This is a genomic window from Agarivorans sp. QJM3NY_30, from assembly GCF_050870855.2.
GTDB lineage: Bacteria > Pseudomonadota > Gammaproteobacteria > Enterobacterales > Celerinatantimonadaceae > Agarivorans.
This window is the reverse complement of sequence record NZ_CP194038.2, coordinates 4021384-4039187: the sequence shown is the minus strand read 5'-3', so window position 1 is coordinate 4039187 and position 17804 is coordinate 4021384. Positions and strand designations below refer to the sequence as shown.

The following is a 17804-nucleotide window of genomic DNA, read 5'->3' as shown; positions in this document are numbered from 1 at the left end:
GTTCGTCGCTCGAAGCCTAGCCTGCAAATCGTTGCGGTTGTTAGTGCTGCTCATTTGGCTGGCAAGTTATGGTTTATTGAGCAACCAAGGTTTGTTTACAGCGTTTACATTGATAGCGAGCCCCTTGCAGTACTTTATTATGACGGCGGATCCCCAATTGATGGTTTTGGCACTGGCAGCGATACATCACCGTGCTTAGCTCGAGAGTTTCCAGGGAGTAACGATGGGTGGTTGTAGGTGAGCAGTGGAACACCTGTTGCATCAAGGTTTGCCATTCTTTGCCGTGTGGTTTGATTCGACCATAGAGGGCGTGGCAAATTAGATGAGCCACTTCGTGAGGCACGGTTTGAGCGAGGAAGTGTTGTGGTTGTTGTTGGTAAAAATGCTGATTAAAGCGTAGTCGCCATTGAATTAGGTTGGCGCTGCCCGCAACTTTACTGCGACGTGCCGATAACACGATTTCTGGTCGTGTAAATGCACGTTGATAGAAGCGTTCTGCTTGTTGAAAGCAAGCTTCAACCTGTTGCGAAAGTTGTTGCACCTTAAGATCCAAAAAGCCGAAAGGATAATCGCTGATTATACGCTTTCGGCTGCTTCAAGCTAGTGAAGCTTGGGTTTATAGGCCAGCATCGGCTTTCAGGGCTTCGGCTTTATCGGTTTGTTCCCATGGGAACTCGTTGCGACCAAAGTGACCATAAGCGGCTGTGGCTTGATAGATGGGGCGCTCCAGGTCGAGCATTTTCAAAATACCATAAGGGCGAAGGTCGAAATGCTTGCGTACCAAGGCAATCAATTTGTCTTCAGCGAGTTTACCACTACCAAAGGTTTCGATACTAATAGAAGTCGGCTCGGCGACTCCAATCGCATAAGACACTTGAATCTCACAACGCTCTGCTAAACCTGCTGCGACAATATTCTTGGCGACATAACGGCCTGCATAAGCGGCACTACGATCCACTTTTGATGGATCTTTACCGGAGAAAGCCCCCCCGCCATGACGCGCCATGCCGCCATAGGTATCCACAATGATCTTACGGCCAGTTAAGCCACAGTCGCCCATTGGCCCACCAATGACAAAACGACCTGTGGGGTTGATATGGTACTGGGTTTTGTCATTGAGCCACTGTGCTGGAAGCACTGGTTTAATGATTTCTTCCATTACCGCTTCACGCAAATCTTCGGTGGAAATGCTGTCGCAATGTTGGGTCGAAAGGACTACTGCATCGATCCCGGTAATGATGCCATTCTCATAAGCAAAGGTAACTTGAGATTTTGCATCTGGGCGCAACCAGCTTAAGACTCCATTCTTGCGAACCTCTGCTTGGCGTTTGACTAGTAGGTGAGAGTAGGTAATAGGTGCTGGCATAAGCACATCGGTTTCGTTGGTCGCATAACCAAACATTAAACCTTGGTCTCCGGCACCTTGTTCTTCTGGTCGAGCACGGTCAACGCCTTGGTTGATGTCTGGAGATTGTTTCCCAACCACGTTTAATACCGCACAAGAATCTGCATCGAAACCCATGTCGGAGTGGGTATAACCGATTTCTCGTACCGTTGAGCGAGCTAATTCTTCAATATCCACCCAGGCTGAGGTTGTGATTTCCCCGCCAACCATCACCATGCCCGTTTTGACGTAAGTCTCACAAGCTACACGGGCTTTGGGATCCTGGGTTAAAATTGCGTCCAATACAGCGTCAGAAATTTGATCTGCAATTTTGTCTGGATGCCCTTCAGACACTGATTCTGAAGTAAACAAGTGTGTAGTCATGTGATTGGACTCTCTTAGAATGTAATGTTGATGACGTATAGATGGATGACCATCTGGACGTCTATTCTAGTTTCGCTGACTTTATTTTTCCACTCTATTCGCTCATTAAATCATGAATCTGCGAATAATCTGTGAGAATGGCTACCCTCGCGACTGAATCAGGGGGCTTGCAGCAATACTGTTACCGGGCTTAAAGCCCACTTTACTGATGATTTTTATTTGGGAAGCGCTGAATCAAATGTTATGTACCATATAACAAGTCGCTGCTGAGTGTTGCCGACGAGGGACGAAAAGAACAAGCTCAGCAATTGTGCTATCGTTCTTGGCGATGACTTTAACTTTGGGCTCGTGCTTTCCGATGTGATGGCTGTATATCTGGGTCATTTACTATTTTGAACCGTAATGCCTGATCCTTACGCACAGCGATTGCGAGTTTAGCTTGTTTTACTATCCTCGTGACTTTCGTTGATCTGACGTTTGATTTCAGGATTGTTACGCAGTGATTGCTTCAATAGTTCAGAATATAGTGATTTCCCTTTCAAGGCTTGGGCAATGAAGGTCGCTCCTAAACAAGTAACCAGTAACGGCAAAATGAGCTGGTAGTTATCGGTCATCTCAACCACTAAAATGATGCCAGTGACTGGCGCTCGAACTGTTGCGGCAAACAGAGCCCCCATGCCAGCAATGGCAAAGATGCCTGGTTCAGGAACCAGGTCAGGAAAATAACTTGCCATTAAGCTGCCATATGCTAATCCAAGCAGAGTGCCCAGTGCGAGCATGGGAGAGAATACTCCCCCAGGTGCAGCCGAACCAAAACTCGCAATGGTCGTAAATAAGCGAAGCACAAACAATAACAGGCAAACACCCCAAACAATTGGATTTCTAAACAACTCGGTGATGAGTTCTACTCCGCCGCCGGTGATATCGGGAACCAAGCTTTGCAGGGTCGCAAATACTGCACCAAATGCCGCACCTGTCATCACGATCCGCGAAATTCGGTTTTTTTGGAGCTGTTGTACTTTAGCCGTGGTACTCAAGACCCAACGGTTAAAGTTAACGCCAACAATACCAAAAATAATTCCTAGTAAAGCGAATAACCACAGAGAGTTGAGTGCTGGAATCGAAAAGTTCGGAATATCCATCACTGCCGATTGGCCATGAATCGAGCGCATCACAATGGTTGCCGCGGCGCTAGACAAGGTGACGCATTTGAATGAGGTAATGCTATAGCGAAATTGCGGCCGCATCTCTTCAATTACAAATAGCACGCCGGCCAAAGGGGCGTTAAAGGCGGCCGCTAAACCAGCGGCAGCACCCGCCGCTGTTAAGATATGGGTGGCGTGTTGATAACGTTTGGCCCTGCCGGCAAACATTCGACCTACCGAACCACCGATTTGAATCGAAGGACCTTCTCTTCCAAGTACCATTCCGGAACTGATGGTGAGCGCCCCAGCGAAGAACTTTATCGGTAGCACTCGACGCCAACGGATATCATGTAAGCCATCCAGAGCGCCTTCTAAGTGCGGGATCCCGCTTCCTGAAGCTTCCGGCGCAAAGCGAGCCGTTAACCAAAATCCCAAGGCGGTGATCAGAGCGCCAATCAAGGCACCTGCGATAATACTTAAGAAAGGACTTAGCGAAGCGCTCTCGACTAAGTGAATCCGAAAGTCACCAACCCAATTAATCAGTTCTTCAAACATCGCGATCACTAAACCGACGGTTGCGCCAACAAAGCCAGAAAGAGCAATCAGAACCATGTAATCGTATTGGGTGGTAAAGAATTTAGGGGTGGTTCGGTGCTTGATTAATCCACCTTGAAAAAACCGAAAGTTGGGAGACTTAGGCATTTTAAATCTAAAACCTTAATAGCAAGAATGACTTCAACGTATGAATAATTATTCATACGTCCATAAAATTAATCAGCGCTTAGTTGGGGTGAAAGTAAATCACCATGCTGTTTCGTTGGTGCCGACTCAGCGGTTCAAACATATAAAATAAGCTCTTGTCGCAGGTAACGGATGACGAAAATGAATTAAGGGGTGGAGAGGCGTAGAAGCCGATAACTCATCTATCAAAGGAATAATCCGTTATTGCTAATCATTTAATGTTTGATTGTGTTGTCACCACTCCAGAGCGAGGAGTGTGTAACTAGGTTACGTGCTTTTGCGACAGGTTGGTATGATTTTAATCAAAAAAACGTGATCGGTATCACTTAGACATTTTTGCGTTGGGACATTGTCTCTTCGGTTCTGTTATTTGCGCCATTATTTTGAGTAATTGTCCACGTGAGTACTCAATAAGTGGAACTCAGCCATAAATTTACCGATTCTTTTTAGATAATTATTGAGTAACATCGTTGACTTTGTGACAATACGCGCCTCTCGATACCCTATAGCCTATAATTTGCAGGAGAAATTCATGTCTTCTCGTCGTCAACTCGCCAACGCCATTCGTGCTTTAAGTATGGATGCAGTTCAGCAAGCTAACTCTGGTCACCCTGGAGCCCCCATGGGAATGGCTGATATTGCTGAAGTGCTATGGCGCGACTTTTTGAAACATAACCCGAATGACCCAAATTGGGCAGATCGTGACCGCTTTGTTCTATCGAATGGTCATGGCTCGATGTTGTTGTATTCTCTACTGCATCTTTCTGGTTATCAACTGCCTATCGAAGAACTAAAAAACTTTCGCCAATTACATTCTAAAACGCCAGGCCACCCAGAATATGGTTATGCGCCGGGTGTAGAAACCACTACCGGTCCGCTTGGTCAAGGTCTTACCAACGCTGTGGGTATGGCTTTAGCAGAAAAAATATTAGCGGCTCAATTCAACAAAGATGGTTTTCCTGTGGTTGACCATTATACCTACACCTTTCTCGGTGATGGCTGCTTGATGGAGGGGATCTCTCACGAAGCTTGTTCACTTGCTGGTACTCAAGGTTTAGGTAAATTGATTGCCTTTTGGGATGACAATGGCATTTCGATTGATGGTGATGTCGAAGGTTGGTTTACCGACGATACCGTGAAACGTTTCGAAGCTTACGGTTGGCATGTGATTGGTGGTGTCGATGGCCATGATAGCGACGCAATTGCGGCTGCGATTACGGCAGCCAAAGCTGAAACAAGCAAGCCAACCATGATTTGTTGTAAAACTGTGATTGGTTTTGGTTCACCGAATAAATCGGGTAGCCACGATTGTCACGGTGCACCACTTGGTGCTGACGAAATAGCGGCTGCTCGTGAATTTTTAAATTGGCCCTATGCTGCTTTTGAAATTCCTCAAGATATTTATCAAGCTTGGGATGCAAAAGAGGCTGGTGGCTCATCACAATCAGAGTGGAATCAGTTATTTGCTGGCTACGAAGCTGCTTACCCAGCACTTGCGGCCGAGTATAAACGTCGTATGAACGGCGACTTACCAAGTGATTGGACAGCATTTGCTGATTCGTATATTGCTGATTTACAAGCTAACCAAGCTAAAGTCGCGACGCGTCAGTCTTCACAAAAAACCTTAGAAGCTTTTTGTCCTAAATTGCCTGAATTACTGGGTGGCAGCGCAGATTTGGCTCCGTCTAATCTTACGATGTGGTCTGGTTCTCAAGCGGTGACTGCTGAGGACGCTTCCGGTAACTATATGCATTACGGTGTGCGTGAGTTTGGTATGTCGGCAATCATGAATGGTGTGACCTTACATGGTGGTTTAAAAGCTTACGGTGCGACTTTCTTAATGTTTATGGAATACGCACGTAATGCCTTACGCATGGCTGCATTAATGAAGCAACCGACTATTTTTGTGTATACCCATGACTCGATCGGTTTGGGTGAAGATGGTCCAACTCACCAAGCGGTAGAACAAACTGCGAGTTTACGTTTAACCCCCAACATGAGCACTTGGCGTCCCTGTGACTCGGTAGAGTCAGCGGTTGCTTGGCGTCATGCGATTGAACGCAAAGATGGCCCAACATCGTTAATCTTTTCTCGTCAGGGTTTGGCACCGCAAGCGCGTGATGCTCAACAACTGGCTGATGTTGCTCGTGGTGGTTATGTATTGAAAGATTGTGCTGCTACGCCAGAACTTATTTTGATTGCAACGGGTTCCGAAGTTGAACTTGCCGTGGCTGCTTATGAAGAACTGAGCGCTGCAGGTAAGGCTGTTCGAGTAGTTTCTATGCCAGCAACAGATGTTTTTGATGCGCAATCAGCCGAATATCGTGAATCTGTATTGCCTTTCGCAGTCCGTAAACGAATTGCAGTTGAAGCGGGTATCGCCGATTTCTGGCATAAGTATGTTGGTTTCGATGGAAAGGTCTTAGGAATGACCACCTTTGGTGAGTCTGCGCCAGCGGGTGAGCTATTTAAGTTGTTTGGCTTCACTCAAGAGAACCTCGTGAAGATGGCTAACGAACTGTTGTAAGACAGTCGTTAGTTATTATTTATGAGTAAAACCCTCTGAATTATAGAGGGTTTTTTGTTTTGTTGCTTATTTATGGAAATGCAAAATACTATGCAGCATCATCCTATTCGGGTCGCTATTAATGGTTTTGGCAGAATTGGCCGAAGTGTGCTTAGAGCGTTATTTGAGTCTCAGCGACAAGCTCAGATCCAAGTGGTGGCGATTAACGAGTTAGCTAGTCCAGAGGCTATGGCTCATTTACTTAAGTATGATTCTACCCACGGTACTTTTGCTGAACATGTCTCGCTACAGGGGGAATGTTTATCAGTGGCTGGTCAGCAGATCCAGCTGCTGCATAACCGTGAACCAAGTGCTTTGCCGTGGGCTGAGTTTAAGGTGGATATCGTGCTGGAGTGCACCGGACGTTTTAGTTCAGTCGCTGATGCGCAAATGCATATTGACGCTGGCGCTAAAAAAGTATTGTTCTCTCATCCAGCCGATCCTTGCGTTGACCACACGGTAGTCTATGGTGTTAATGAGCATATGCTGAATGCGGCGAGTAAGGTTGTCTCTAACGGCTCTTGTACTACGAACTGTATCGTGCCTGTGATTCAGGTATTGGATGAGGCCTTCGGTGTGGAATGTGGTACTATTACTACAATTCACTCATCCATGAATGACCAACAAGTGATCGATGCTTACCACAGTGACCTGCGTAGAACACGCGCGGCCGGGCAATCAATTATTCCAGTTGATACCAAGCTGGCTAAAGGTGTAGAGCGTATTCTTCCTAAGTTTGCAGGTAAGTTTGAGGCTATCGCTGTGCGGGTGCCAACACAGAATGTTACGGCGATGGACTTGAGTGTAACTTTGTGTAAAAAAGTTACAGTTTCTGATATAAATCAAGCCATTCAAGCGGCAGTTTGCGGTAAATTAGCGGGTATCTTGAGCTATACCGAAGAACCCTTGGTGTCTATCGATTTTAACCACAATAGTCATTCAAGCATTATTGATGGCTCACAAACACGAGTAAGTGGCCAACACTTAGTCAAAGTGTTGGCTTGGTGTGATAACGAATGGGGCTTTGCCAACCGTATGTTAGACACCACCGTTTTAATGAGTCAGATGGAATTATCGGCTTAGCCAAGCGGCTGGGTTGTAAGTTTAATTTAAAACTAAATGAGGACAGATAATGTCAATTATCAAAATGACCGACTTAGATCTTGCTGGTAAACGCGTATTAGTACGTCAAGATCTGAATGTTCCTGTAAAAAATGGAAAAGTGACTTCCGATGCTCGTATCTTAGCATCGATTCCAACCATTAAGTTGGCCTTAGAGCAAGGCGCTAAGTTGATGATTACTTCTCACCTTGGTCGTCCTACTGAAGGTGAATATAACGCAGAATTTTCTCTTCAGCCTGTGGTTGACTACTTAAATGAAGCTTTAGATGTGCCAGTACGTCTTGCGACTGACTACCTCGATGGCTTAGAGCTTAAAGCTGGTGAATTGGTGGTTCTTGAAAACGTTCGTTTCAACGTTGGTGAGAAGAAAAATGAAGAAGCTTTAGCTAAAAAAATGGCTGCACTATGTGATGTTTACGTGATGGATGCCTTTGGTACCGCTCACCGCGCTCAAGCGTCGACTCATGGTGTAGGTATGTTTGCTGAAGTTGCTTGTGCTGGTCCTTTACTTGCGGCTGAACTTGAAGCATTAGGTAAGGCAATGGATAAACCAGAACGTCCATTGGTTGCGATTGTTGGTGGTTCTAAAGTTTCGACGAAGCTAACTGTATTAGAGTCACTCTCTAAAATAGCTGACCAATTAGTGGTTGGTGGTGGTATTGCAAACACCTTTATCGCCGCTGAAGGTCATAACGTAGGTAAGTCTCTTTACGAAGCGGACTTACTTGAAACCGCTAAAAAATTGATGAAAGAGTGTGCTATTCCAGTTGCCACTGATGTTGCATGTGCCAAAGCATTTGATGAAAATGCTGAAGCTGAAATTAAACATGTTTCAGAAGTTCAAGATGATGACATGATCTTCGACTTGGGTCCTGATTCAACAGCGGCGCTTGCAGAAATCATTGGTAATGCTAAAACTATTCTTTGGAATGGTCCTGTGGGCGTATTCGAATTCAAGAATTTTGAAGCGGGTACAGCAGGCATTTCTAAAGCGATTGCTGAATCAGCTGGTTTTTCTGTAGCCGGCGGTGGTGATACACTAGCAGCGATTGATAAGTTCGGAATTAAAGACCAGGTTTCTTACATCTCTACTGGGGGCGGTGCCTTCTTAGAGTTTGTAGAAGGTAAAGTATTACCTGCCGTAGCAATGCTTGAGGAGCGTGCTAAAGGTTAACTGGCGACAGTGTGGAAGCTTTGCTTCCGCACTGTGATAAGTAATAAAGCACAGAAGTGTTCATAATTTTAATTAAATATAAGTAGATGGAATCATTGATATGTCTAAGATCTTCGATGCAGTAAAACCTGGGGTTATCTCTGGCGACGATTTGCAAAAAGTTTTTGCTATTGCTAAAGAAAACAAATTCGCACTTCCAGCGGTTAACGTAGTTAACACTGACACGATTAACGGTGTATTAGAAGCTGCAGCCAAGGCTAAAGCGCCAGTTGTTGTTCAATTCTCAAACGGCGGTGCCGGTTTCTTCACTGGTAAAGGCGTTAAACTTGAAGGCCAAGGCGCAGCGATTCAAGGTGCTGTTGCGGGCGCTAAGTATGTTCACGCTGTTGCTGAATCTTACGGTGTTCCTGTGATCCTTCACACTGACCACGCAGCTAAAAAATTGCTACCTTGGATTGACGGTCTACTCGATGCGGGTGAAGAATTCTTCGCTCAAACTGGTAAGCCTTTGTTCTCTTCTCACATGATTGACCTTTCTGAAGAGCCACTAGAAGAAAACATCCAAATCTGTGGCGAATACCTTGCTCGCATGGCTAAAATGAACATGACCCTTGAGATTGAATTGGGTTGTACTGGTGGTGAAGAAGATGGCGTAGATAACTCTGATATGGACGCGTCTGAGCTTTACACTTCTCCAGAAGACGTAGCTTATGCATACGAGAAACTAACCGCGATTAGCCCTCGTTTCACGATTGCTGCTTCTTTCGGTAACGTACACGGTGTTTACCAAGCGGGTAACGTTGTACTTACTCCTACTATTCTTCGTGATTCACAAGCTTACTGTGCTGAGAAATTTGGTATTGCTCCAAATGCACTTAACTTCGTATTCCACGGTGGTTCAGGTTCTTCTCAAGCAGAAATTCAAGAGTCTATCGGCTACGGTGTGATCAAAATGAACATTGATACTGATACTCAATGGGCTAGCTGGGACGGCGTACGTGCTTACTACGTTGAAAATGAAGCTTACCTACAGGGCCAAATTGGTAACCCTAAAGGTGCTGATCAACCGAATAAAAAATTCTACGATCCACGCGTTTGGTTACGTAAAGGTCAAGAAAGCATGGTTGCACGTTTAGAGCGCGCTTTTGCTGATTTGAATGCAGTAGACGTACTGTAATTTTATAGCGATACCGTGTGATATAAGGCTCGCCTCGGCGAGCCTTTTTGTTTTCAGTGTATTGATTATCATCTATTTTGCTTGTTCTCAAAGTTTCCACTCCCTTATTTGTCTTGATTAAAGACGCATTATCACCAACCCAAATTGATACTTATGCTGGGAACTTAGAGCTTATCGCTGCTTAATTGTGTTTATTGTGATAATACTTCTCTTCATTGGTTTACACCTTCTAGTTGATGAATGTTTTAGTTATTCTTTATAGAGTATGTGAATCAATCAGTTGTTGATTGGTGATTCTGTTATTGGTATGTGTTTCAGGGCCCTAGATCGCAAGTTAAAATTTGAATTAGTAAAATTCATTCGTTAAATGTTAATCTGATGGCTAAAATTTATACTTTAACAACTGTGTTATCTGTGAGTATTGTCGCCGCAGAAATCTAGAACATCGATCATGTTGAAAGGAAATAAATATGGAACAGAGCATTGCAACTTCAAGTGCAACAATCGTGTCTATTCAAGGGCAAGCGTTTGCTGTGGATGAACTTGGCAATATTAGGGCTCTGCAGCCAGGCGATCAAGTTCAAGCTGGGGAGTTAATTATTAGTTCCCAGGGAGCGCAATTAGGTTTCTATTATGGTGGTGCTGAATATCAGTTAGGAGAGAACAGCGGCACTCAGTTACCAGTAGATGTTACCACAGGACAAGCGCAGCAGCTGAGCGCGGTGAATGATGTTGACATCGAAGCCTTACAACAAGCGATTTTGGATGGTGTGGACCCCACGACTTTATTTGAAGCGACGGCGGCTGGCGGCGAAACAGCTGCAGTGAGTGAGGGCAATGGTGGTTTTGTTAGCATTGAGCGAGTCGGCAGCGAAATTATTGCTGAAGTCGGTTTTGATACCCAAGGTATAACAGTTAATCCGACTCCCACGGTTAATCAACTCGCAGCGAATGTTCAGGATACAACTGCACCTTTTCCGGATGACCAAGCACCCACCATTAGTATTAATACGGAAACTATTAGTGAAGGGGCGGTTGATGAAAATACAGTGGTTGCCAGTTTTGTGTCTAGTGATCCTGATGGTGATCCGCTGAGTCACAGCATCATCAATGATAGTCAGGGTTATTTTTTGCTTGATGGCAATCAGGTGAAATTGACCCCCGAAGGGATCGCTGCAATTAATAATGATCAGCTGAATTTAACCGAGTTAAATTTGACGGTTCAGGTCGAGGCTAACGGACTTAGTACTAACGATACAGCAACGGTTGTGATTGCTCGGGTTGATGCAGGAGACCAAGGTCCCAGTATCCAAGTTTTAGCCGTAGACAATATCACTGAAGACTCGGTTAGCACTGATACTGTGGTTGCTAATTTCAGTTCCAGCGACCCGGAAGGGGATGTTCAAACTCATCAGTTATTGAATAACGACGATGGATATTTGGTGATCGATGGTAACACTGTCAAGCTTAGCGAGGCTGGCGTTGCGGCAGTGAATAATGACAGCTTAAACCTTAGCCAACTGAGTGTTACGGTGGAGGTAACGGCTAACGGTCAAACAGATTCTGCCAGCGATCAGTTATCCATCATACATGTCAACGATGCCCCTGAGAGCAGCACAGTAGTCTTAGAGCCCATCGCCGAAGATAGCGGCGCGCGCATCATTAGCTCTGAAGAATTACTGGCCAATGCCAGCGACTTGGAAGGCGACGATTTAACGGTCAGCAACTTGCAGCTGAGCAGTGGTAACGGCAGTTTAGTGGACAACGATGACGGCAGCTGGACTTATACGCCGGCGGCCGATGATGACAGCAGCGTTAGCTTCTCATACCAAATTACCGACAATGGCAGCACCAATGGTCTCAGCGATCCACTAAGCGTGGATGCCAGCGCCAGTCTCGATCTCACTCCGGTGAATGATGCACCCGAATCAAGTGCGGTCGTCTTGACCCCCATCGCCGAAGACAGCGGCGCGCGCATCATTAGCTCTGAAGAACTACTGGCCAATGCCAGCGACTTGGAAGGCGACGATTTAACGGTCAGCAACTTGCAGCTGAGCAGCGGCGCGGGCAGCTTAGTGGATAATGGCGACGGCAGCTGGACCTATACACCGGCGGCCGATGATGACAGCAGCGTTAGCTTCTCTTATCAAATTACCGATAATGGCAGCAGCAATGGCCTCAGCGATCCACTAAGCGTGGATGCCAGCGCCAGTCTCGATCTCACCCCGGTCAACGATGCCCCAGAAAGTACGGCGCTTGTGTTAGATCCGATTGCTGAGGACAGCGGCGCGCGGATCATCACTAGCGAAGAACTGCTGGCCAATGCCAGCGACTTGGAAGGTGACGATTTAACGGTCAGCAACTTGCAGCTGAGCAGCGGCGCGGGCAGTCTGATCGACAATGGCGACGGCAGCTGGACTTATACACCAGTGGCCGATGATGACAGCAGCGTTAGCTTCTCTTATCAAATTACCGACAATGGCAGCAGCAATGGCCTGAGCGATCCTCTCAGCGTGGATGCCAGCGCCAGCCTCGATCTCACTCCGGTCAACGATGCACCCGAATCGAGTGCGGTCGTCTTGACTCCCATCGCCGAAGATAGCGGCGCGCGCATCATTAGCTCTGAAGAATTACTGGCCAATGCCAGCGACTTGGAAGGCGACGATTTAACGGTCAGCAACTTGCAGCTGAGCAGCGGCGCGGGCAGCTTGATAGATAATGGTGATGGCAGCTGGACTTATACACCGGCGGCCGATGATGACAGCAGCGTCAGCTTCTCTTATCAAATCACCGATAATGGCAGCAGCAATGGCCTCAGCGATCCACTAAGCGTGGATGCCAGCGCCAGTCTCGATCTCACCCCGGTCAATGATGCACCCGAATCAAGTGCGGTCGTCTTGACCCCCATCGCCGAAGACAGCGGCGCGCGCATCATTAGCTCTGAAGAACTACTGGCCAATGCCAGCGACTTGGAAGGCGACGATTTAACGGTCAGCAATTTGCAGCTGAGCAGCGGCGCGGGCAGTTTAGTGGATAATGGCGACGGCAGTTGGACTTATACGCCGGTGGCCGATGATGACAGCAGTGTTAGCTTCTCTTATCAAATCACCGATAATGGCAGCACTAATGGCCTGAGCGATCCACTCAGCGTGGATGCCAGCGCCAGTCTCGATCTCACTCCGGTCAATGATGCACCTGAATCGAGTGCGGTCGTCTTGACTCCCATCGCCGAAGACAGCGGCGCGCGGCTGATTACCAGCGAAGAACTACTGGCCAATGCCAGCGACTTGGAAGGCGACGATTTAACCGTCAGCAACTTGCAGCTGAGCAGCGGCGCGGGCAGTTTAGTGGACAATGGCGACGGCAGTTGGACTTATACGCCGGTGGCCGATGATGACAGCAGCGTTAGCTTCTCATACCAAATCACCGACAATGGCAGCACTAATGGCCTCAGCGATCCACTCAGCGTGGATGCCAGCGCCAGCCTCGATCTCACTCCGGTCAACGATGCCCCTGAGAGCAGCACAGTAGTCTTAGAGCCTATCGCCGAAGATAGCGGCGCGCGCATCATTAGCTCTGAAGAATTACTGGCCAATGCCAGCGACTTGGAAGGCGACGATTTAACGGTCAGCAACTTGCAGTTGAGCAGCGGTAACGGCAGTTTAGTGGATAACGGTGATGGCAGCTGGACTTATACGCCGGCGGCCAATGATGACAGCAGCGTCAGCTTCTCTTATCAAATTACCGATAATGGCAGCACCAATGGTCTCAGCGACCCACTCAGCGTGGACGCCAGTGCCAGCCTCGATCTCACTCCGGTCAACGATGCCCCTGAGAGCAGCACAGTAGTCTTAGAGCCTATCGCCGAAGACAGCGGCGCGCGGCTGATTACCAGCGAAGAACTACTGGCCAATGCCAGCGACTTGGAAGGCGACGATTTAACGGTCAGCAACTTGCAGCTGAGCAGTGGTAACGGCAGTTTAGTGGACAATGGCGATGGCAATTGGACTTATACGCCGGCGGCTGATGATGACAGCAGCGTTAGCTTCTCTTATCAAATCACCGATAATGGCAGCAGCAATGGCCTGAGCGATCCCCAAAGCATCGATGCCAGTGCCAGCCTCGATCTCACTCCGGTCAACGATGCCCCTGAGAGCAGCACAGTAGTCTTAGAGCCTATCGCCGAAGACAGCGGCGCGCGGCTGATTACCAGCGAAGAACTACTGGCCAATGCCAGCGACTTGGAAGGCGACGATTTAACGGTCAGCAACTTACAGTTGAGCAGCGGCGCGGGCAGCTTAGTGGATAACGGCGATGGCAGCTGGACCTACACGCCGGCGGCCGATGATGACAGCAGCGTTAGTTTCTCATACCAAATTACCGATAATGGCAGCAGCAATGGCCTCAGCGATCCACTCAGCGTGGATGCCAGCGCCAGCCTCGATCTCACCCCGGTGAATGATGCCCCTGAGAGCAGCACAGTAGTCTTAGAGCCTATTGCAGAAGATAGCGGCGCGCGCACCATCACCAGCGAAGAACTGCTGGCCAATGCCAGCGACTTGGAAGGCGACGATTTAACGGTCAGTAACTTGCAGTTGAGCAGTGGTAACGGCAGCTTAGTGGATAACGGTGATGGCAGCTGGACTTACACGCCGGCGGCCGATGATGACAGCAGCGTTAGTTTCTCATACCAAATTATCGACAATGGCAGCAGCAATGGCCTCAGCGATCCACTCAGCGTGGATGCCAGCGCCAGTCTCGATCTCACTCCGGTGAATGATGCACCCGAATCAAGTGCGGTCGTCTTGACCCCCATCGCCGAAGACAGCGGCGCGCGGCTGATTACCAGCGAAGAACTATTGGCCAATGCCAGCGACTTGGAAGGCGACGATCTCAGTGTCAGCAACTTGCAACTGAGCAGCGGTAACGGTAGTTTAGTGGACAACGGTGACGGTAGCTGGACTTATACGCCGGCGGCCAATGATGACAGCAGCGTCAGCTTCTCTTATCAAATTACCGATAATGGCAGCACCAATGGCCTCAGCGATCCATTAAGCGTTGATGCCAGCGCCAGTCTCGATCTCACCCCGGTCAACGATGCGCCAGAGGCGATTAATGACCATTTCAATTTACTCGCATCGGGAGGTACTGTATCACTCGATCTTTTAGCGAATGATTCTGACCCAGAGGGTGCTGCGATTAGCATTAAATCCATTGGTGGTACTTTGTTAACTCCCGGAACCGCCCAGGCTATTGCTGTCGAACAAGGGCTTGTGAATGTGAGTGAAGCGGGTTTAATTAGCTTTACCGCGAACCCTGATAGTGGTGGCGATGTTCGTTTCTCTTATACGATAGAGGATCAAGGGGGTCAACAAAGTCAAGCGACGGTAAGTGGCAATATTATTGATTTGAACAGTGACAGCGCGCAGGTCTTTGAAGCGGGCCTGGCCACAGGCTCGGCACCTGGGGTTGCCAATAGTTCAGCAAGTGGAAACTTATTAGCCAACGACGGCGGAGATTTTTCCGAGTTATCGATAAGTAGTATTGCCTATGAAGGCAGCCCGTATACTGCTGATGTTAATGGCGTGATTAGCATTGACACTGAGCAGGGTGTATTAACGGTGTATACCGAAGCCTATGATGGCTTTGGTAAGGGAGACTATCAATACCAGTTAAATACCTCGCGCTTAGCGGGTGATGGTCAAAGCGAGAGTTTCTCTTATATTGTTAGTAATGCTCCCGCTGGTTTTACCAGTCAGGCGACACTTGAGGTGAGTATTGTCGATGATGCCCCTGTCGGTAGTCAGGTTGCATTGACTCTGGAGTCGAGCCCCTTGTCGGTCACGACTAATTTAGTCTTGGTATTAGACACATCGGCGAGTATGAATAATGGAGAGCATGGCGATGGGCTCGATTACTTAAAAATTGCCGTCGATGCTTTAACCCATTTGATTGATCAGGCCGACGATAAGGGCAATGTGAATGTACAAATCATTGGTTTCTCTGATTCTCAAGTGAGTAGTGGGTGGATCATTGATAACGTGGCCGACGCCTTAGACTACTTGCAAAGCTTAGCCTCCGGAGGCGGTACTCACTATGATTCAGCCTTGAATCAAGTTATTCAATCCAGCATCGTTGCCGAGCAACCGAGTGCCGATAGTACGCTGTTGTACTTTATTTCCGATGGTGAACCGAATCAGGGTTATGGTATTGACGAGACGGTCGAGTATAAGGGCTTAACTGGACAGGATGCTTGGGATACTTTTGTTAATGAGAATGTCGATATTAGCTATGGAGTGGGGATTGGTAATGCCAACTTATCGGTGTTACAAGACATTGCTTCAGATTCTGCGAATGATGAATACGCATTTATTGTAAATGATGTGACTGATTTATCGACTAGCTTGGTAGAAAGTTATTTAGACGAGGCAGTGAGTGGCTCGTTAGGCTTAGTTGACACGGCATCAACCAGTGGTTTCATGGTGGGAGCGGATAATGGCTACGTGAGCGCTATAAAGGTTGATGGTACCACTTATACCTATGATCCAGATGCTAGACCAGAGCAGCAACAAACCCTGAGTATCGCCACTGCTCTGGGGGGCTTGTTAGTCCTTAACTTTGTGACTGGTGCCTATAGCTATGAACTCAGCTTGAATAGTGATGGCTGGGCGCAACAAGAAAAATTCAGTGTCACAGTGTCAGACTTCGATGGTGACAGTGCTGTTACCGACATTGTAATTCATACTGTATTTGAACCAATTGTTGATGCTAATCGTGATTATGTGATCACTTCTCAGGATGGCACCAGCAGTATCAGTATTCCGAGTCTGGCCCTATTATGGAATGATCAGGGGCATGCGATTGAATTGAGTGGTGTTAGTGATGCGCAAGGCGGTAGTGCTAGTCTGGATGATTCAGCTAATATCGTGTTTGAATCCGATGATGGCATCGGTTTAGGTATTAATGAAAGTAATTTTGAAACTGAAGCCGTGGCCACAATCGCGATTGAAAATCCGCTCGATAGCGGTTTATCGCCAATCAATAATTCATTGTTAACGGCGGTTGATTTAAGTGACCGCTCTTTATTCAGTGCCAATGATCGCAATATCATCAATACCAATAACATTGACGGATACTCTTACGCTTTTCAAGGGACTTTAGAGAGTGATATTTCAGTCGTTGGTGGTGTTGACCAAGATTGGTTTAAGGTGACATTGGCAGTAGGCGAACAGTTACGTATTAATGTCAGCTCTAATGATGATGCTTCTCGGTCCGTGGATGTGGATGTGTATTTATATAATGAATCAGGAGAGCAGATAGCCGTTATCGATGATTACTGGGCCGGTGCCAAGGAAACTTACACTGCCGATTATCAAGGTGATTATTATATTCAAATTGTCGCGGAACAGGGTGCTGATAATGGCCAAGCTTATCAACTTGATTTAACTATTTTGACCGATACTGCGGAGTACAATAAATCGGCCGCAACAGATGTATTGGAGCAGTTTGATTATGGCATCAATGCTGATGGTCTCTCGGATACCGCCACGGTCGAAATTGTTGGTGAACATAGTCAAACGCTACAAGGTAGTGACGCCGATGAGATTTTAATTGGCAATGAGCATAGCGATAGTTTGCTGGGTGGCGGCGGTCAAGATGCTTTAATAGGAAATCAGGGTGATGATGTCTTGATTGGCGGTAGCGGCGAAGACTTACTCATTGGTGGTCAGGGTAACGATATACTTACTGGTGGTGATGATAGTGATATGTTTGCTTGGTTAGCAAATGATGATCAAGCGAGCGTGAATGATACGATTACCGATTTCACTGTTGGTGAAGGCGGTGATGTGCTTAACTTAAGTGATTTGTTACAAGGGGAAACGGAAGCCAGTTTGGAATCTTTCCTCTCCTTCGAAACGGTGACTCATGGAAGTGGTGTCGATACCATTATTTCAATTGATAAAGATGGTGGCGACAATGGTTTCAGTGTTCATCAGACTATTACCCTCGAGAATGTTGATTTTAGCGGTATGAGTGATAGCGAAATATTGACTCAATTAATTGAAGATCAACAGCTTAATGTCGATAACTAAACCTTTTTATTTGGGTTA

At 47.2% G+C, this 17804-nt stretch carries 8 protein-coding genes; 5 read left to right on the top strand and 3 right to left on the bottom strand.

Annotated features, from left to right (window positions below; all coding sequences use genetic code 11):
* Positions 1-73: 73 nt before the first annotated feature.
* The 3 genes from ACRRSX_RS18185 to clcA all read right to left on the bottom strand — a co-directional run bounded on the left by ACRRSX_RS18185 (position 74) and on the right by clcA (position 3615).
* Complete coding sequence (locus ACRRSX_RS18185) at positions 74-541, bottom strand: SprT family zinc-dependent metalloprotease (RefSeq protein ID WP_432451799.1); 468 nt, start codon at positions 539-541, stop codon at positions 74-76.
* Positions 542-616: 75 nt separating this feature from the next.
* Positions 617-1768, bottom strand: a complete 1152-nt coding sequence (gene metK / locus ACRRSX_RS18180) for a methionine adenosyltransferase (protein ID WP_432451800.1) — start codon at positions 1766-1768, stop codon at positions 617-619.
* A gap of 434 nt (positions 1769-2202) precedes the next feature.
* Positions 2203-3615, bottom strand: a complete 1413-nt coding sequence (clcA, locus tag ACRRSX_RS18175) for a H(+)/Cl(-) exchange transporter ClcA (RefSeq protein WP_432451801.1) — start codon at positions 3613-3615, stop codon at positions 2203-2205.
* Between the two features lie 571 nt (positions 3616-4186).
* Between clcA and tkt the strand changes: the two genes are divergently transcribed.
* From tkt to ACRRSX_RS18150, 5 genes are all read left to right on the top strand, one after another.
* Positions 4187-6181, top strand: a complete 1995-nt coding sequence (gene tkt / locus ACRRSX_RS18170) for a transketolase (RefSeq protein WP_432451802.1) — start codon at positions 4187-4189, stop codon at positions 6179-6181.
* Positions 6182-6271: 90 nt separating this feature from the next.
* Positions 6272-7303, top strand: coding sequence for an erythrose-4-phosphate dehydrogenase (epd, locus tag ACRRSX_RS18165; RefSeq protein ID WP_432451805.1), 1032 nt, complete (start codon positions 6272-6274; stop codon positions 7301-7303).
* Between the two features lie 49 nt (positions 7304-7352).
* Positions 7353-8516 carry a phosphoglycerate kinase gene (locus ACRRSX_RS18160; RefSeq protein ID WP_432451807.1) on the top strand — a complete coding sequence of 388 codons (1164 nt, stop codon included), beginning with the start codon at positions 7353-7355 and terminating at the stop codon, positions 8514-8516.
* Between the two features lie 100 nt (positions 8517-8616).
* Entirely contained in the window at positions 8617-9693 is a 1077-nt protein-coding gene (gene fbaA, locus ACRRSX_RS18155; protein ID WP_432451808.1) for a class II fructose-bisphosphate aldolase, read from the top strand.
* 470 nt (positions 9694-10163) lie between these two features.
* Positions 10164-17786, top strand: a complete 7623-nt coding sequence (locus tag ACRRSX_RS18150) for a retention module-containing protein (protein WP_432451809.1) — start codon at positions 10164-10166, stop codon at positions 17784-17786.
* The last annotated feature ends 18 nt before the right edge of the window (positions 17787-17804 follow it).